We start from the raw sequence: 20195 nt of genomic DNA, 5'->3' as shown, positions 1-20195 counted from the left end.
ATTGCAGTGATCGAATCTATTTAAGCAGTAGAACAGTGCCGCTCACGGTTTGCTCGTTCGTTTTGATCACATAAGGATAGCTGCCCGATGGGACCGGCGTTTTATCCTTGTATGTCCCGTTCCAAGGCTCATTATATCCATTTGAAACGTAAATCACCTCGCCCCAGCGGTTGTAGATCCGCATTTCAACGATCTGGTCTTTTGCATTAAAGATTTCAAACCGATCATTCTTACCATCATTATTAGGTGTGAATGACGTCGGAATGTGCATTTTATCAATCACAAAAACTTCCGTCGTTGCTTCCGCAATGCAGCCATTTACAGACTGAACCGTGATCGTGTATTTGGTATCAACGGCCGGACCAACAATTGCTTCCCGCTCATTTGACACGGACTGGATTCCGTCAGTTGGCGTCCACGCATAAGTGTAGGTCGGCTCTACGGGTGTGATCGTTGGGCTTAATGTTACTTTTGAACCTTCCAGCACACCTTTCCTCGGAGGAAGCGAGGCAGAAATTGATTCTTTGGTCACCAGCAAAGTATCCGACCCGGAGCATCCTGTGGCTTCATCCGAAAGCAGCAGCATGTAGGTGCCTTGGTCCTGCACATCGATGGCAGTTTGTTTGGTTGGCAAAATCGCATTATCCTTACTCCACGCAAGCACGAGATTGCTGGCAACATTGCCGTCATTTGCTAAAAGCTTTGCCACTTCTCCATCACAAATGATCTCTTTATTCGCCGTAATTTTAGCGACAATCGGTGGGGCGTAATCCACGTCAACCATTAATGACGAAGTGTCACGTGAGCACTTCTTAGTATAACTCTTGATCACCGAATACACGCCCGTGTCGGCAACTGTAATGGACGCGTTGACTTCACCCGGAAGATTGAGCCCATTGCGCTGCCATTGATATGACCAGTCAGTGGACGATTCTGTTTCAAGCGTCACCGTGCGATCCGGACAGAAAAGAACCTGCGCCACGGGCTGAGCATTCATCATAATGACCGGCTGCTCCGGCTGATCATCATTGCAATCGATCACCAAAAGTTGAAAGTCTCTCCGGATGGCCCCGATTTTCTTCCCATTTCTGTATTCTTCAACTTGAATCGCAAACACATATAAACCCAAACTCCCGGCGGTCACCGTCAGTGTTCCGCTGTTATTAATCGCCAGGGGTTTTGGTCCTGGGATAACGTTAGTTAGGGAAATGCCGCTTGACCAGGAAATCAAAGGATAACCCGATTTAACCGAGCCATCATCATAAGGTTGATTTGGATTGGTGTTGCCGCGAATCGGCGTCACAAGAGAATAACGCAATTCGTCCCCATCTGCATCAGTTGCAGACATATTCATCGAAAATGAGCGGTTACTGCATATATATTGACCATTGGGCGCGGCAAAACGCGGCGAAGCATTCGGAATAGTGATCGGTGGAAATTCGAGATAGAAAACCATTCCTGCATCACCGGGTGAAGTAATGTTATTAATATCATCATTACGGCAGCAACGCTCCCAAACGGCGTAATAGCCGCCCGGATCACTATAATCAGCCGCGGATAATGTAATGTTCCCCTGATACGTGCCCATTGTAGTGTTCAGCGACCGGATGTTTGCACAAGCTTTATTTTGATATTGAATGGTCTCAGAAGAAATATACCGTAGCGTAACCCGATCAATACGCTGGTTATCCCGCTTGCGATAAATGTATAAATCGGCAGTCTGGTCGCGATTTCCGGTTGTGTTGGGCGTCGGGACGACAAGATTATTCTGATCCCAGTATTGAATCAACGTAATTTCAAATGAACCTGCATTTCCGGCCGGACGCATTAAAAGCTCGCCCCCAACGATGTGATTGGCATTTACGTTCGTTGATATAAATATTAACAATGTTAGATTTATCGAAATCCATCGTAAAACTCTCTTCATCTGCACATTTGTTAGCCCAGTGTCCGCACTAAATTTAATCATTGAATTCCTAAATGACCGCCATGTCACGGAAAAATTTATATGGCGGTAAAATCAAATTTCTTGCTGTTTTGATACAATTACAACAGCAACCGGACAGTGCAGGACAGTAACAAAAATAATTCCTGATAGTATTACAGATAATACAATTCCAATCAAAAATTGCATTTAAACAATTGCACTTCCTCCGTCAATTGTGACTCTTCAAGTTCTCACTTAACCGGTTCTAATCTACCACGCTGCGCAGAACATCCAATTTCATTACCTAAATCAATTTCCATTCACCTAATCTTCAACCCCTTAGCGTATGAATGAACTTCGACAGTCCGAATTCGGCAATCGTATGCGGTTACTCGGCAGAATTGCCCTAAGCCACATGCTCATCTTTGCGGTTTGCAGCAGCCTTCCGCAAGCCAGTGCCAAGGCATCAAACAATCTTAAAAATGCGGTTCCTGTGCCCAAAACACACATTACCGCCTCAAAAGCAGACCGCTCTATTAAAGGAAAGGTTTCGGACGACAAAGGCGCAGGCCTGCCAGGCGTCAGCGTTGTCCTCAAAGGTTCGAGTACAGGCACCGTCACGGATGCAGAAGGCGGTTATACATTACAAATTCCTGAATCCGGGAACGCCACGCTTGTATTTTCATTTGTCGGCTATATGCCAAAAGAGGTTGCCGTTGGTAACCAGTCCGCATTGGATGTGGAACTAGTGGTCGATACAAAGGCATTGGAAGAAGTTGTGGTCGTGGGTTATGGAACGCAGCGCAAGCGGGACATTACGTCCGCGGTTTCGGTCATCAGCATGGAAGAAATCGGGGAAGTTCCGAAATCCAATGTGACCAGAATGCTGCAAGGCCAGGCGCCGGGCGTGATTATCAAGCAAAAAAGCGGAACACCGGGCCAGCAGTTTGAGGTAAAAGTGCGCGGGATCAGCTCATTGGGCGCAGGCAGCGATCCGCTGTATGTGATCGACGGGTTTCCAGTTGGGATTTCTGTTGGACAAAACCTTAATCCTAATGACATTGAAACCATATCCATCCTTAAAGATGCGGCTGCAACAGCGATTTACGGTGCTAGGGGTTCCAATGGCGTGGTTTTGATCACAACCAAAGCGGCTAAGGAAGGGAAAACGAGCCTGAACATTTCCGTGGACTATGGCATTCAAAATGTGCCGGACAGCAGGAAAACCAAAGTGCTGAACGGACAGGATTTTGCGCAATTCGAAAGGGAAGTTTTTATCGGTCGCTATGTTTTGAAAAACGGCAAGCAACCGGAAGAAACGGACATTCCGATTGATTTCCGCAATCCGGCAGACACCAAGTATTCAACCAACTGGTTTGACCTGATCTTACACAACAATGCACCTTACAAAGACATTAACCTGACACTGTCCTCCGGAAAAGGTCCGATTAAGTCCGTGATTTCTGCGGGTTATTATAAAGAAGACGGCGCTTTGCAATACACGGGTTACGACCGCGCTTCCCTGCGCACAAATCTTGCGGGCGACGTGAACAAATTCATAACAATCGGCATGAACATTGCCGGAAGTTATTCACGGTCAAGCCTTTCCAGCACAGATGGTCGCAATGCACAGGTTGGTTTGACGCTGATCAGCGACCCGCGTTATCCGGCTTATGATGAAAAAGGTGAGCTGATTCCTTATTACAATGGTGTTGGCGACATTTTCGGGTTTCCCAATCCGCTTTATATGCTCAAAAACATCAAGCGCAACAGGAACATTGCCGACGTGCTGGCGAGCGGATACATTGAATTGCATCTTGCGAAAGGCTTGAAATTTCGGTCATCGGTCAATGCGAAGATCAATTATAACACTTACAAAGAGTTCGTCCCATCCACAATCGGACTTCCCGTTCAGACCGGCACGAACGGCGCGCCACCACGCATTGCAACAGAACGTGATGATTCAGAAGAACTGAAAAACTACGCGGCTGACCAGGTTCTGACTTACACGCCTTCCATTGGACAAGACCACGCATTGGAGGCCACAATTGGCTATTCGGCCCAGCAAGAAGTGGTTAAGGGACTTTATGGTTCAGGAAACACATTTCCGGACGATCTCGCGCCATTCCTCGGCAATGCAACGATCCGTTCCTCCAATTCAATGGAGCGCAAATGGACGATGCTTGCTTACATTGCCAGGTTAAACTATTCATTTAAAGACAAATATCTGTTTTCTGCCACCATGCGCCGGGAAGGAAGCTCGCGGTTCAGCGAAGGCCACCAGTTCGGCAATTTCCCTGCTGCATCGGTTGGATGGAGAATTTCGGAGGAATCCTTTATCCCAAAAGCCTCCTGGCTAACCGACCTGAAACTCAGAGCGAGCTGGGGAATGACGGGAAATAACACGTATCGCGTGAGTGCCAACAACAATTTTGGTGTGGCGCAAAATGCAGGCGATGACGGAAATTATGAAAGCTTATCATTCCTCGGCGTCAACAATTACATTTTTGGCAACACGCTCGCTTCCGGAAAATCGGTCACCCGCTTTGCCAACCCGGAGCTGACCTGGGAAAAATCGAATCAGCTGGACATTGGCTTTGACCTTTCGACATTCAACAACAGACTGGTTTTTACGGTTGAATATTACAAGAAGATCACCGATGATATGCTGCTCGGTTACAACATTCCAGCCGTTTCTGGGTTCACTTCAACCTTGAAAAACCTAGGTAAGGTGCAAAATCAGGGCATTGAAGTCGCTGCTAACTACCGCATTAAAGTGGGCCAGGTCAATTTGAGGACCAATGCGAACATTACATTTAACCGCAATAAAGTGCTTGCCATACGCGGTCAGAATGATTTCATTTTGCAGGGAAGTCAATATGGCGGCTATAACATTCAGCAAGTCGGACGCCCGATCGGGATGATATTCGGTTACCGGAAGCTCGGGATCTTCAACACACAAGCCGAGATCGACGCTGCACCAAAGCAGGATGGAGCGGTTCCCGGTGCAATGATTTTTGCTGATCTGCATGGCGCAGCTGACGGCGGACCGGACGGCATTGTTTCCTATGACACAAAGGATATGACCGAAATCGGAAATCCGAATCCGAAGTTCAACTGGGCATGGAATGTGGGTGCAGATTACAAGCGGTTCGATTTCAGCGTATTGCTGATGGGCGCTTATGATTATGACATTTACCGCAACATTGAAGCCTCAACGATGAACATGGACGGCGTTTTCAATGTGTTGGAAAAAGCAAAAGACAGATGGCGGTCACCCGAAAACCCAGGCTCCAATCCCAATGCAAAAAACTCCCAGGGTGGAACTGATTTCTTCAAATGGTCGCGCGAAAGCAGCGAGCGCTACGTGTATGACGGCACGCACATGTGGATCAAAAACGTAACGATCGGCTACACACTTCCTAGAATCGGCGGGATTCTGTCGGATGCAAGGATCTTCGTTAATGCGGCAAACCTGCTGCTGGTTACCAAATATCCGGGCAACAACCCCGATGCAGGCGTAAGAAGCGGAACCGAGCTCAATAATGACGACGAGTCTTATCCCGTTCCAAGAACATTCTCCGCTGGTCTAAAAGTCAACTTCTAAATCTGACAAAAATGAAAAATATAACCGCAATCGGTTTAGTCGTTCTTGCGCTGGTGCAATCCTCATGCAGCGAAGATTTCCTCAACCAAACCGACCCGACAAGGGTTAATGTTGACCTTTTTTATCAAAATGAAGCCCAAGCCAAACAAGCATTAAACGGCGTTTACGGGCAGCTGCAAACATTAACCAATGCTGCCTATCTCTTCGGCGAGTTTCAAACCGATAATACAACCATTGACTTGAATCCCTCTGACCGCGGTGGAGCCGGCGGCTGGGAAGCATTTGAGTTTTCGACGGTCAATTCAGGAAATGGTGAGATCGCCACGCTTTGGAATGGCTACTATGCCGCTTTATACAATGCAAACCTGACGCTGGAACGACTTGCAGTCGCTGAGATTCCGGAAACGCCGAAAAAGAGATCGAAGGCCAATTGAAGTTTCTGCGCGCGTATATGTATTTCAATTTGGTGCAGTATTTCGGTGATGTGGTGATTGTGACGAGCACTTTGGCCGTGCCTGAGCCGGCATTTGATCTGATAAGGTCACCGCAGGCAGAAGTCTGGGCGCAAATTGAAAAAGATCTGAACGAGGCGATGGCTTTACTGCCGGAGAAATATGTGGCTAATGGTGACAAAGGCCGGGCTACAAAAGGAGCGGCGCTGTCTCTTTTGGGCAAATCACATTTAACCAATAAAAAATACGCAGAAGCCATCACCACATTAAAACAGGTGACGACGCTGGGTTATGCACTGAATGCGAATTATGCAGACAATTTCGATCCATCACCAGCCAAGAAAAACGGTGTCGAATCCATTTTTGAGATCCAATATCAAGGCGACAATGACTTGGGCGAGCAAAGCAGCTTCCAGTATATTTTCGCACCAAGGGTTTCAAAAGGAGCCGTAACGGGTTTTGAAGCAGGCGGCAACGGAGGAAGAAATGCGCCGACAAATGACATTATCGCGGCTTATGAAAAAGGCGATCTCAGAAAAGACCTTTCCCTGAAAACAAGCTTCACTTTGGATAAAACCGTTTATCCGATTCCATATGTGTCCAAATACAATTATCCGCACACCATTGTGCAGCGAACGAACACCAACTGGCCCGTGCTCCGCTATGCAGACGTGCTGTTAATGCTAGCCGAAGCGATCAACGAGCAGAGCGGCCCGACAGCAGAAGCATTGGATTATGTCAACCAGGTAAGAAAACGTGCCGGCCTTACGCCTTTAAAAGCAATGGGCAAAGCCGACTTCCGGACAGCTGTTTTTGAAAGAGCGCAGATTAGAGCTCGCTTTTGAAAATCACAGGTGGTTTGATTTGAAAAGAACACAAACTCCGGCACAATGGGCAGCATTCATGAATGCGCACGGTGCAGCAGAAAAAGCCAAGCCGACGATCGACCGGGGCAATGTTCCTTTTAATTCCACCGATTATGTGTTTACAGAAAACGAATATTTCCTGCCGATTCCCGCGCCGCAGATTTTGATCAATGATAAGCTGACGCAGAATCCGGGTTACTAGTGAATTGTGTAAAATCCAGCATGAAATATTGGAAATTTTCTAAAAAGTCACGGTAATTAAATAAAATAAGCAAGACAGCACAGGATAGTCGGGCCGTCCATTCGTTCTAGTATTGTGTATGCTTACCGCCTGACGTAAGTTCCTGAACCACTAATCCGTTACATTGTGTTACTTGAAGCAACCGAAACTTTCTGGCTTTGGCAATTTTTAGGACGATTGCACCCCATGATGGTCCACTTTCCCATTGGACTCTTACTCGTCGCCCTGCTACTTGAACTGATCGATTGGAAGCGCAAGTCAACTGGCTTGCGCGATGCCGTAAATATCCTGACCTGGATCGGCGTTGCAAGTGCTGCCTGCTCCGTCGCATTTGGCTTGTTACTGTCCGATGCCGAGCAATCCGACGGCACAACATTCGAAATTCACCGCTGGGCGGGCTTTATAACATTGGGATTAGCGATTCTGGCAACGATATCGCTCCGGAATGCTAACCGGAACATTTACCGTGCATTGTTGTTTGTAACGGTTTTCGGCGTGTCATTCGCAGGACATTATGGCGCCATGATCACCCACGGCGACGATTACCTGACGAGCGTGCTGCCTTCCGGCGGAGAACCGCAGGAAGAATCCAACGAAGATCCGGCTGATTTTGTACTAACCAATAACGGCGCATTAAACCCGCAACAGGTGCAGGACCTGAATGTGGAAGTGCGGACGATCCTAGCGCATAACTGTTACAGCTGTCACGGCGAAGCCAAAATGAAAGGCGATCTGCGGCTCGATAGTAAGGAGGCAATCATGAAAGGCGGCGAGAATGGTGTTGTGGTTGTTCCTAACCATCCCGACAAAAGTGAGATCATTAGGCGCATTTCCTTGCCAAAGGGCGATAAGGAAGCAATGCCAACCAAAGGAAAGCGCTTGACTGATCGTGAAGTGAAAGTTTTGAAGTTCTGGATTGAAAAAGGTGCGCTATGGCCGGACGGTAAACAAAAAAGCATTTACCGCGTGGCGGCGCTTGAACCCAGGAAACCCGCATTGCCACCAACCAATGGAGACATTGTGCAGCCTGTCGACCGTCTGGTTAATGCTTACTTTCAAAAAAACAAGATCAGCTGGAAACCGGCGGTGAATGATCGGATCTACATTCGGCGGGTTTACCTTGATATTATCGGCTTATTGCCGCCACCAGAAAAGGTCGAAGCTTTTGTTGCGGATGAGCGACCCGACAAACGTGCATTGCTGGCAAAAGAGCTTTTGAACCGCAATGACGATTATGCCCAGCATTGGATGTCGTTCTGGAATGATGCGCTGCGCAATGACTATTCGGGCACCGGCTACATTACAGGCGGTCGTTTTGATATAACCAAATGGCTTTACACTTCTTTGGAGGTGAACAAACCTTATAACTGGTTTGTGAAAGAGCTCATCAATCCGACAAAGGGCTCAGAAGGTTTTATTAAGGGCATCAAATGGCGGGGAACGATCAATTCGAGTCAGCGGACCGAAATGCAGGCTGCGCAGAATGTCTCGCAAGTTTTCCTGGGCCTTAATCTGAAATGTGCTTCTTGCCACGACAGCTTTATCAGCGATTGGAAACTCGCAGACTCTTATGCATTCGCAAACATCTTTGCTGATACACTTCTGGAAATTAACCGGTGTGACAAACCAACGGGCAAAATCGCCGGAACAAAAATGCTGTTTCCTGAGCTTGGCGAAATCAGTGTGAATGCAAGCACAGAAAAAAGACTCCGTGAGCTAGCCGACTTTTTGGTTCAGCCGAAAGACGGACGACTTTACCGCACGGCCGTGAACCGCATCTGGGCACAGCTAATGGGTCGCGGCATTGTGGAGCCGGTTGATATGATGGACAACATGCCTTGGAGCGAAGACCTGCTCGACTGGCTTGCTTCCGATTTTGTTGCCAACGGTTATGACATGAAAAAACTGATCTTCACCATTGTCACTTCCCGGACTTATCAGCTTCCGTCTTCATCCGTAAAAGAAGCCAGCGACATTATGGCGAACAGTTACAAGTTCACCGGCATGGTGAGAAGAAGGCTCACGGCTGAGCAGTTTTCTGACGCCATCAGCACAGCATTCAATCCCATGTATGGCGACTCTGCGATCGTCTACAAGTTGTTGCCGCAAGACATTAAAACACGTCTGCCTTTTGCACGTGCAGCCTTCGTGAAAAATGATCCTTTCCAGACTTCACTTGGTCGCCCGAACAGAGAAACCGTCAGCACAAGCCGGACTTCGCAAGCCAACTTATTGCAGGCTTTGGAGCTTACAAACGGAAGCAAATTCACACAAACATTGATCGAAGGGTCCAAGACGTGGAAATCGAAATATCCAACTTCTGATTCTTTGGTGACTGCGCTTTACAGGAATGCATTAGGACGCACGCCGCTCGCAAAAGAGGTTGCTGCTGCCAAGCGCATACTGGGTCCGGTTCCCAACGAAGAGAGCATTCAGGATCTGGTTTGGGCAATCTCGCTAGTGCCGGAATTTCAATTGATATATTGAAAATATGAAAAGACGCAAAAGTGTCAGATTATAAAAAGTCGCATACAAAACATTCATTTGATAAATATCAGACATTACATTAATACTAAACATTTATTACAAATAATATTTTTTAAAAGTATGTAATGTAATAAATGAATTTATCACAAATGTCTGATAATAAACTTACTAAAAGAGCTGAAAACATGAACGCTTCATGGAATAGGAGAGAATTTTTGCAAAGGGCCAGCGCAGCAACGCTTGCAGCATTAGCCGCGGGAGCTCCAATGTCAAATATTTTGTCATCCTGCAAGGGAGCCGCCGGTCGGGATTCCTCGGCAGACACGGTCATCTTATTATGGATGGCAGGTGGAATGGCGCACACGGAAACATTTGATCCGAAGCTTTACACGCCCTTCGAAAAAGACATGGAAGGCAATCGCGTGCTGAGCACTTTCAAATCCATGCCGACTGTTTTGGACGGAATTCATTTCTCCGAAGGCTTGCAGTCTATTGGAAAAGTGATGGATAAAGGCACATTGATCCGCTCGTATGTGGCGGCCGACATGGGACACATTTTGCATTCGCGCCATCAGTATCACTGGCACACTTGCTACGAGCCGCCGCAGACGGTTGCGGCCCCGCATATGGGTTCATGGATCGCCAAAGAACTTGGTCCGAAGAACCCGGTTATCCCCGCATTTGTAGACATTGGCCAGCGGTTCACAGTGGGTGAAGCCGAAGAATTAAAAGCATTTCATACAGCCGGTTTCCTGGGCAATGAGTTCGGACCCTTCTTCATTCCGGACCCGAGCCAGGGACTGGAAAGTGGTGCGGCCGCCCGTGGGCATGGACGCCAAACGTTTCGAACGCAGAAACCAGCTTTACAATGAGCTGATCAATAACAGTCCGGTTGGTGAATTCGGCAGCGATTACCAGCGCGAATCCTTGAAACGCTCGATGGAACAGGCTTATGCATTACTGAATTCACCGGAATCGAAAGCATTTGACCTCAGCACGGAGCCTAAGGAGAGCTACAACATTTACAACACAGGCAAATTTGGCCTCGGTTGCCTGCTCGCACGCCGCCTGACCGAGCAAGGAGCAAGATTCATAAGCGTAACCACTGAATATGAGCCATTTAAGGGCTGGGACACGCATGAAAACGGGCATACGCGGTTGGAAGAAATGAAAAAGCAAATCGACGGCCCGATTGCACAATTGATCAAAGACCTCGACAAGCAAGGATTGCTAGACCGGACAATGGTTGTGCTGGCGAGCGAATTCAGCCGCGATATGATGGTGGAAGGACGGCCCGACGCGAAAGTGCTCGAACAAGTGCAGCAGCCGGACATTCTCTCTGACTTGAAATTTTACGGAATGCACCGCCATTTCACCGATGGATGCTCGATGCTGATGTTCGGCGGCGGAATTAAGAAAGGATTTGTTTATGGCAAAACAGCAGACGAGCGACCTTGCAAAACCATTGAGAATCCGGTGAAGATCGATGGCATCCACCAGACCATTTACCACGCTTTAGGCATTCCCGAAGACACGCAATATGAAGTAGAAAAGCGGCCGTTTTACACGACGCCCGATTGGCAAAGGAAAAGCAGTGATGGAGTTGTTGACCTAATTATTAAGCAAAATTGGAATTGCCCGGTGGAATCTGCCGGGCGATTTTTTTATGGGTTATATCCAATTAAGTCATGCTAATTAAATATTTATTAAAACCAGACAGAGCAGGATAGTCAGGTGTGACAATCCTTCTAGTATTGCAGAATATTACTTTAAGAATTAAATTTTGTCCTATACAAATACAGAACTTAAATTCTTTCTATTCCCAATTCTTTTCCTACAACTCTTCGCAATTGTGACACCTAATCCAAACCCTTATGAAAACATGAGTTCGAAAACAACAACGCTAAACCTTTCAAATGAAACCAAGTCCCTGCTAATTACTAAATCGCAAAAACCAGTCTTATGAATCAATCTCGACAATCATCCTATTGTGCCTGGCTGAGATCCATGGTCAAGCTATCATTGAGTCACGTGCTCATCGGATCGGCTTGCGGAATTTCTGCCGTTGCGGCTCCCAATTTCACACCAAATTACGCTTTCGAAAGTCCGATTTCAGTTGACCGAGCCATCAAAGGAAAGGTAACTGATGAAGCCGGCGAAAAAGTCCCAGGTGTAAGCATTGTTTTAAAAGGCACCACGACCGGTACCGTTACCGACGCTGAAGGCGCATACACAATTAACGTCCCGGATGCAGGCGGCACATTGATATTTTCATCCGTTGGTTTTCTTTCCCAGGAAGTTCCGATCGGAAACGGCGAAACAGTGGATATCAAACTGGCAACCGACTCAAAAGCCCTGACGGAAGTTGTGGTTGTAGGTTATGGCAGCCAGCTGAAAAGGGAAATTACAGGTGCTGTGCAAACCGTAAGCGCGGCCGACATTAAGGATGTGCCCGTTTCGCAGATCACGCAAAAATTGCAAGGACGACTTGCCGGTGTGCAGATCAACCAAACCACAGGAAAGCCGGGACAGGGAATGTCCGTGCGTGTGCGTGGCCAGGTTTCCGTATCAGCGGGCAGCGATCCACTTTATGTAATCGACGGTTTTCCGATCACGGGTAACATTGCTGCGTTGAACCCAGATGAAATCGAGGATATTTCTGTATTGAAAGATGCTGCCTCAACTTCCCTTTACGGTTCACGTGCAGCAAACGGCGTTGTGCTTATCACCACAAAACGTGGCAAACCCGGTGAAACCAATGTTGGATTTACTGCTTATTATGGGATTCAGAATGTTCCGGAAAGAGGCCGTGTGAAAATGTTGAACGCGCAGGAATTTGCCCAATTCAAGAAAGAACTTTATGAGGATGAGAACAAACCTGTGCCGGTCCAGTTCCAAAATCCTTCCGAATATGCGGATAAGAACAATGATTGGTATGATGCCGTTTTGCGTTCAGCACCGATCCAAAGCTATAACCTGACCATTTCTTCCAATAAAGATAAGTTGAAAACATCCCTTGTTGCGGGTATTTTTAACCAAAAAGGCGTTGTGGTCAACAATGACTACAAGCGTTATTCATTGCGGATGAACTCGGAGTATGACCTGTCTGACAAGATCCAGATCGGCTTCAACATTGCTCCGCAATACATTTATGACAACACGCCAAGAACCGATGGTGACCGCGGAACGGGTATTCTCTTCAATGCATTGCACACCTGGCCGGTAATGCCGATCCGTGATGCCAATGGCGAGCTGACCAAATCCAACAAGTTTCCGGAAGGCACGGGTAACATTTTCGAATATCCAAACTGGGTGCGCGCAGCAAACGAACTGGTTAACGAAAACAAGAACACGAAACTGCTTGGTAACACTTATCTCGTTTTCAGCCCGATCAAAGGACTTAAATTGAGAACGACGCTGAACATTGAGTACGAAAACAACAAGTTTTTCTTCTTCAACCCGTCAACGGCGACAAGCAACATCAACGTAGCCATTCCTACGACAGCAGTTTCTATTCGTCAAAGTCTTGAAAACGTGGGCTGGCTGAATGAGAATACGGCCGTTTACAACCGCAGCTTCGGTGATCATAATTTTGAGTTACTGGCCGGTTTTACACAACAACGCTTCCGTCAGGATTTTACAAGCATCCAGGCTGATACTTACACAGATGACCGACTTCCAACGGTTCAGGGAGCGATCAACATCAACCGCGGCGGAACACAGACTGGTGCAAACGAATGGGCATTGACTTCTTATCTGTCCCGTCTTTCTTACAACTACAAAGGCAAATATCTGTTCACTGCTGCTGTGCGTGCGGATGGTTCGTCCCGCTTTGGTTCAGACAATCTTTGGGGAACATTCCCATCGGCATCTGCTGGCTGGGTTGTCTCGGATGAAGAATTCCTTAAAAATGTAAGACAAGTTTCTTTTGCGAAAATCCGTGGTAGTTTCGGTGTAATTGGTAACAACAACATTGGTAACTACACCCAATATGCGCTTGTTAACAACACAACGAATGCTGTTTTCGGCAGCACTGTTGCAACGGGTGCTGTTGTAACGTCTCTTGCAAACAGAAATCTGGGCTGGGAAACGACCAAGCAATTTGACGTGGGTTTAGACCTTGGATTGTTCAACGATCGCATCCAGTTTATCTATGATTACTACACCAAGCGGACAACCAATTTGCTTTATGCAGTTCAGGTTCCTCAGGACTCTGGCTTCCCATTCTACAATGACAACATTGGTGAAATTAAGTCATGGGGTCATGAAATCTCTTTGACAACAAGGAACCTGGAAGGAAAACATGAAAATGGACAACCAATGCAAACATTTCTTTTAACAGAAATAAAGTAACTGGCTTGCACCGGGCATTGACCGTGTGTACGGAAGACTTCCACATTACGCAGGTTGGCCAGCCTTTCGGACAGTTTTGTTTTTTTTCCGCATGGTGAAGGAAGGATTTTACAGAAATGCGGAAGATTTGGCTAATTCACCGGTTATCCCGGGCCGTTCTGCTATCGGAACAATTCAGCTGGAAGAGGTCGAATGGTCACGGTGTCATCACTTACGGCGGTGGCGCGGATGAGCCGGACGATCATTGGTAACCCATACCCTTAAGTTCACTTACGGAATCGTGAATGATTTGAAATACGGAAACTGGGATTTCTCTATCGCTGGATCAGGCTCATTCGGCAACGACCTTTGGGTTCGTCACCTTTACAGCACAGCTAACCTCGACGGTGTGTTCAACATGGTTGCAGGCGTAAAAGACCGTTTCCGATCTGAAAAACACAACAGTTAATGGAATAGGCGTGCAACAACACAGTGATCAGTGAAGGAAACGGAATGTACGGAACGGCGACCAGATAATGGCGGTAACTTTACAGAGGAATCGAGCGTGACTGGAACAGCTCACATTTTGTAGCTGATGCATCTTATTTCACGATCAAAAACATTACGATCGGTTATAACATTGGCAAAGTGAACAAATTCTTCAAGTCGGCCCGTGTGTATGGCTCAATCCAGCAGGTTTATGTCTTTACCAAATATTGAGCGGAAAGCGCGCAAAGGTGATGGAACAAATGGCAGTTGATTGCTGACGACCAGCGTTGAGGATTTCTCTTAACTATCCTGTTCCACGTACATGGACTTTGGGTGTAAACCTGAATTTCTAAGCCAGCCCTTCATTTATTCAATATTTCAATAATCAGAATATGAGAAACAAGATATATAGCGACCTGGCTGCTGACATTCGCGCTGGCTGGTTGCCGCGAAGAATTCCTGACAGTGGTTCCGGGGACGAGCATTGAGCTCAGCCACGTTTTTTGTCACAGAATCGGATTTTCAACAGGCTGTGAATGCGGCTTATGTTCCTTTCCGCCACAATGTATAACGAACGTGCTTGGGTGCTTGAAGAGATGCATACCGGATAACACTTATTATGCAAGAAACACCCTATACGGTGCGGTGGATCCAACTGAAAACGTTGCGGACTTCGCAGTGCCAACCGCAGGCGGCGTTACGGCAAATGATAACGTTTTGGCTCGAAATATCGCCTTAATTTATCGAATCATTGCAAGAGCAAACCAGATCCTAGCTCTGATCGATGGCGTTGAATTCGCGGAAGCTTCTAAAAACAATTTGAAAGGACAAGCATTGTTCCTCGAGAGCATTTGCTTACTTCGATTTAGTGCGTTTGTTTGGAAAAGTGCCGCTTCACCTTATTCCTGTAACGGGACGTGAAGATGCTGCTTTCGCCACTTGCCAGCACCGAAGAACTTTATGCGCAGATTGAAAAAGATGCGAAAGAAGACCGGGCGCATTGCTTCCTAATAAGGCTAAGCAAGAAGCGGGACGTGCAACTTCGGGCGCTGCGAAAACGGTTCTTGCGCGAAAGCCTTTACATTACGCAGAAAAAATGGAGTCTGGCAGAACCGGTTTTGAACGACGTTATCACCAATGACGGTTATTCATTGATGCCGGATTATGCCAACGCTTTCTCAACAACGTCTGCCAACAAAAACGATGCAGAGTCTGTATTTGAGATTCAGTATATTGGAAGGATCCGCGGGATATAACGGTAACCAGATTTACCGCTTCATTCCGTCTCCAATTACCGCGGCTGAAATTGCACCGCTTACCGGCACCAGCCAACCCGACAGGCAACTTCTCCAGGAAAGTAACAACATTCCAACACCTGATTTGATTGCTGCTTACGAAACAGGCGATAAGCGCAAAGATGCTTCGATTGGTTACGTAACATTGAGCGGCAGTCTTGCTGAAAATAAGGTTTATCCTTATATCAAAAAGTACGCAAAAACGCATTCATTGCACAACAACACAGGTCAGAACTGGCCGGTTTATCGTTATGCCGAAGTGTTGCTTTTCATGGCAGAAACGCTTAATGAGCTTGGAAAAACGGGAGAAGCTGCAACTTATCTGAACCAGGTTCGCACCCGTGCCGGACTGGCTGCAACAAAGGCAACTTCACAGGCAACCATGCGCGAAGCGATTTTTAAAGAAAGACACGTAGAGCTTGCATTTGAAAACAAACGCTGGTTTGATCTGACAAGGACCGGCCGCGTGAAGGAGATCATCGGCGCTTATGGAGCAAAAGTTAAAGCGAATCCACAAGCCTACTACTTTCCAAAAGGAGCGGTTCCTCCACCAAATGCATTCACCGTTCTGGACGACTATTACGGTCTCCCAGCCGTAGAAGCAGCATTAACGCCGCATTTTTGAGACAATTTTGAATGATTGAATGACCGAATGAGTGAATGAATGAAAAGTTGAAGTAATGTTCAATAATTCAATCATTCACTCATTTTACTTTTAAATAGAACGGACGGCGCAGCGGCGCCCATTCAATCATTCAGCGCAGCGGCGCCCGTTCATTCAATCATTCATTCATTGAAACCCGACTTTCCCGACACAACAGGATAGTCAAAAAGGCGTTTCCTCTTAATATTGTATCTATCAGATTATTTGAAGTTTTAGTTTGCTTTATTTAAGATTGCGACATTCCAAATTCACCCTGAACGAATGCTTTTTTCATATTTACTTTAACTCTTAGCTGTAAAATGTACACTAAAAAACAATGGACAAGACTTCCCATGACACTCGCCGTGCTGCTTGCAGTAGGCGTTTTCTGCGGAGTTATGCTCAGTAACCGAACTGCAAAACACCGTCCGCCTGGTAATAAGGTTGACAAATTGAAATTACCGGACGGCTTCAAAGCAGAACATTTGTATAGTCCTTCGGAATCAAAAAATGGCTCATGGGTTTCCATGGCATTTGATGACAAAGGACGGATGATCACATCCGATCAGTATGGATTCCTCTACCGGCTTGAACTGCCTCCAATTGGATCAACAGCCGCTCCGAAAGTTGAAAAACTTCTTGTAGGTGATCAAGCAGACACTTCCAAAGTAAATCTTGGCGCTGCGCAAGGCTTGCTGTATGCTTTCAACAGCCTTTATGTGGTGGTCAATAACCGTTCGACGGATAAAATCCCGAATGGAAGCGGTGTTTATCGTTTGCAGGACACCAACAATGATGATCAGTTTGATAAGGTGACTTTGCTAAAAGCAACAAAAGGCGAAGGCGAGCATGGACCGCACAGCATTATCCTGTCTCCGGATAAGAAATCCCTTTTTGTAGTAGCAGGTAACCACACCGATCTTCCACAGATGGATTCATACAGACTGACTCCAAACTGGAAAGACGATAACCTTTTCCATTAATCAAAGATCCGCGTGGTCACGCCAATGACCGCATGGCCCCGGGAGGATGGATTGTCGAAACAGATCCGGAAGGAAAGAAATGGGAGCTTAGAACTGCCGGTTTCAGAAACCCGTATGACATTGCATTCAACGAAGCAGGTGATCTTTTCACATATGATTCAGATATGGAATGGGATTTCGGTCAGCCCTGGTATCGTCCAACGAGAGTTTGCCATGCAACAAGCGGTGGTGAATTTGGTTGGAGAACGGGATCTGGTAAATGGCACCCATCATTTCCCGACAACTTGCCCGCATTGCAGAACATTGGCCAGGGTTCACCTACAAACCTGATCTATCTGAAAGATGCGCGCTTCCCTGAGAAATATAAAAACACTTTGCTTGCGTTTGACTGGAATTTCGGGATTATGCACGCGTTGCACCTGAAACCAAGCGGCTCAACTTACACGGCTGAACACGAGGAATTTATTTCAGGTTCTCCGCTGCCGCTAACCGACGGACAAATTGGCCCGGACGGTGCGCTTTACTTTCTGACTGGTGGTCGCCGTCTTGAATCTGATCTTTATCGCGTATATCACAAAGATTATCAGAACATTGCAGCTGGCTCGAATGTGGTGAAGCCCGTGATTACACCGGAGCACAAGCTGCGTACGGAAATGGAAGCTTTCCATGCGAAAAAAGATCCGAAAGCTGTTGATGCCGCATGGGCCAAACCTGAAACGCCCGGATCGGTTTGTTCGCTACGCAGCTCGCATAGCCATTGACACGACGTCAACCGGTTTTTGATCAATCGAAATCCAAAGTTTTGGCAGAGAAAGACCCACAAACTTTGATCTATGGAGCCTTTGGCACTGGCACGTCAGGCAGATGCTTCTGTAAAAGACGAACTGTACAAAGCGCTTACAAAAATCGATTATCCCGCGAAGACTGACAGATGCTAAGAAAGCCGATCTTGTGAGAACTTTCGAAGTTGCATTGTTCCGGTTTGGACAGCCTGATGCCGCTACAAAAAACAGCGGTTGTGAGTTATTTGAATCCCAACTATCCTTCTAAATCACCAGAAATTAACCGCCTTTACAGCAAAATATTGGTGTTCCTTGAAGTGCCTAAGACAGCGGAAAGAACATTGGCTTTGCTTAAATCGGAGAAATTTGAGGATAAAGACAACATTCCTGCAACTGCTTCTTCTGATCTCATCCTGAGAAATCCGCAATATGGTCTGGACATCGCCGGCTTGCTTGCCCAGCTTCCTCCGGCACAGCAAACATTCTACGCAATGGTATTGAGCGGAGACAAAACAGACTGGACGCCAGCATTACGTGATGAATATTTCAAATGGTTCAACACAGCATTCAGTTACAAAGGGGGCAGAAGCTATATTGGATTTATTGATAAAGCGCGTCAACGTGCATTGGCTAATGCTCCGAAAGACAAATTTGAATATTACAATGATCTTTCCGGCGCTAAGTTATTGACTGCTAGCGGAAACGACGTTGCCAATGTGTATGCGCCGAAAGGACCCGGACGTCAGTGGAAAGTTGATGACGCGGTGGCGCTGGTTCAGGATAGCTTGAAACACCGTGACTTCGATCGTGGTAAGCTCATCTTCTCAGCTGTTATTTGTGATAAATGCCATACAATTCAGGGCGAAGGTGCGGATGTTGGTCCGGAATTGACGCAACTGGGCACACGTTTTAGCACGAAAGATATGTTGGAAGCGATTATTGTTCCCAATAAAGCAGTATCAGACCAATATGCTTCAACAATTTACACATTGAAGGATGGACAGTCGGTGCTGGGTCGTCAGATGAACGAAGATGCTAATTTCTACTACATCGCTCAAAATCCTTTTGATTCTAAAACGATCCGGAAAATTGGCAAGAAGACGGTGGCATCTACAAAAATTTCACCTGAATCGATCATGCTTCCAGGCCTGATCAACGGATTAAATCCAAATGAACTGAGAGATCTTGTTGCTTACTTAATGTCTGGCGGTAACAAAAATAACCCGATTTATACCGAGGCCACGACGCCAAAAGGCGGGAAATAGATCCTTCCTTAGTTGAGTAGATTATTATTTATTAAGCTTAATAGAGTGGTGTGGGTTGGTTACCTGCACCACTCATTTTTTGACAAAAAGTATCAATTTAGCTTTAAAATGAAACGTATACAAAGACGTTCTGCTTTGAGAAATATGGCAGCCAGCGCCGGATTACTAACTACCGGTGTCGTTGGCGGAAGCATTTGCCGCATCCGAAAATGCGCTTGGCCCAAAGCTCAACGGCAAGATTAATCACTCCGTTTGTAAATGGTGTTATGGAAAAATTCCTTTGGACACGTTCGCGCAGGATTGTAAAAAAATTGGCATAACATCCATTGAACTTCTGGGACAGGAGGAATGGCCGGTGATCAAAAAATACGGTCTTACCTGTGCATTACCCTGGGGCGAAGGCATCACCCGCGATATCGGAAAAGGACTTAATGATCCTGCCAATCATGACGAACTGGTGAAAGGTTTTGAAGATGTAATTCCAAAAGTGCAAGCCGCTGGTTATGACAAGATCATTTGTTTTTCGGGAGGCACGGAACAGCGGCATGTCCGACACCGACGGACTTAGGAACTGTGCAGTTGGATTGAAGCGATTGATGCCACTTGCGGAGAAACACAATGTTACGCTCGTGATGGAATTGCTTAATAGCAAGGTCAACCACAGAGATTATATGTGTGACCGGACGGAGTGGGGGGCTGCCCTTTGTGATATGGTTGGGTCTGAAAAGTTCAAGCTGCTTTACGACATTTACCACATGCAAATTCAGGAAGGCGACGTAATTGCGACCATCAAGAAATATCATAAATACATTGCGCATTACCACAC

General features: G+C 46.7%; 8 protein-coding genes and 4 pseudogenes. 11 read left to right on the top strand and 1 reads right to left on the bottom strand.

The window, feature by feature from the left end; translation table 11 throughout:
- Nucleotides 1–16: 16 nt before the first annotated feature.
- Entirely contained in the window at nt 17–1888 is a 1872-nt protein-coding gene (locus AC0IYG_RS30735; protein WP_471714825.1) for a gliding motility-associated C-terminal domain-containing protein, read from the bottom strand.
- A gap of 385 nt (nt 1889–2273) precedes the next feature.
- Between AC0IYG_RS30735 and AC0IYG_RS30730 the strand changes: the two genes are divergently transcribed.
- From AC0IYG_RS30730 to AC0IYG_RS30680, 11 genes and pseudogenes are all read left to right on the top strand, one after another.
- The gene (locus AC0IYG_RS30730; protein WP_471714824.1) at nt 2274–5534 is read left to right on the top strand and encodes a SusC/RagA family TonB-linked outer membrane protein; all 3261 of its coding nucleotides are present in this window, start codon (nt 2274–2276) and stop codon (nt 5532–5534) included.
- A gap of 11 nt (nt 5535–5545) precedes the next feature.
- Nucleotides 5546–5968 (top strand): RagB/SusD family nutrient uptake outer membrane protein, encoded by a 423-nt coding sequence (locus AC0IYG_RS30725; protein ID WP_471714823.1) that lies wholly within the window; start codon nt 5546–5548, stop codon nt 5966–5968.
- A complete protein-coding gene (locus AC0IYG_RS30720) occupies nt 5965–6831 on the top strand; it encodes a RagB/SusD family nutrient uptake outer membrane protein (protein WP_471714822.1) in 867 nt (288 codons plus the stop codon). Before AC0IYG_RS30725 ends, AC0IYG_RS30720 begins: the two co-directional genes overlap by 4 nt.
- 19 nt (nt 6832–6850) lie before the next feature.
- A complete protein-coding gene (locus AC0IYG_RS30715) occupies nt 6851–7054 on the top strand; it encodes a RagB/SusD family nutrient uptake outer membrane protein (protein ID WP_471714821.1) in 204 nt (67 codons plus the stop codon).
- Between the two features lie 225 nt (nt 7055–7279).
- Nucleotides 7280–9580 (top strand): DUF1549 domain-containing protein, encoded by a 2301-nt coding sequence (locus AC0IYG_RS30710; protein ID WP_471714884.1) that lies wholly within the window; start codon nt 7280–7282, stop codon nt 9578–9580.
- 185 nt (nt 9581–9765) lie between these two features.
- Nucleotides 9766–11195, top strand: a pseudogene (locus tag AC0IYG_RS30705) (DUF1501 domain-containing protein).
- Nucleotides 11196–11542: 347 nt separating this feature from the next.
- Nucleotides 11543–14638: pseudogene (locus tag AC0IYG_RS30700) on the top strand (SusC/RagA family TonB-linked outer membrane protein); the annotation flags it as partial.
- A gap of 171 nt (nt 14639–14809) precedes the next feature.
- Nucleotides 14810–16321, top strand: a pseudogene (locus AC0IYG_RS30695) (RagB/SusD family nutrient uptake outer membrane protein).
- A 338-nt stretch (nt 16322–16659) separates the two neighbouring features.
- Nucleotides 16660–19369 (top strand): annotated as a pseudogene (locus tag AC0IYG_RS30690) (c-type cytochrome).
- A 175-nt stretch (nt 19370–19544) separates the two neighbouring features.
- Complete coding sequence (locus AC0IYG_RS30685) at nt 19545–19937, top strand: hypothetical protein (protein WP_471714820.1); 393 nt, start codon at nt 19545–19547, stop codon at nt 19935–19937.
- Nucleotides 19915–20195 (top strand): TIM barrel protein (locus AC0IYG_RS30680; RefSeq protein ID WP_471714819.1); only part of this gene is annotated, 281 nt, incomplete at its 3' end. The genes AC0IYG_RS30685 and AC0IYG_RS30680, both read left to right, overlap by 23 nt.

The sequence above is a fragment of the Dyadobacter sp. AC419 genome (genome assembly GCF_979253085.1).
Note: the sequence above shows the minus strand (reverse complement) of the source record. Positions and strands in the feature narration are given on the sequence as shown.

What these genes read in the sequence shown, in the direction of transcription:
- AC0IYG_RS30730 (WP_471714824.1), top strand. Translation starts at nt 2,274, where the DNA reads ATGAATGAACTTCGACAGTCCGAATTCGGCAATCGTATGCGGTTACTC.
- AC0IYG_RS30710 (WP_471714884.1), top strand. Translation starts at nt 7,280, where the DNA reads ATGATGGTCCACTTTCCCATTGGACTCTTACTCGTCGCCCTGCTACTT.
- AC0IYG_RS30725 (WP_471714823.1), top strand. Translation starts at nt 5,546, where the DNA reads ATGAAAAATATAACCGCAATCGGTTTAGTCGTTCTTGCGCTGGTGCAA.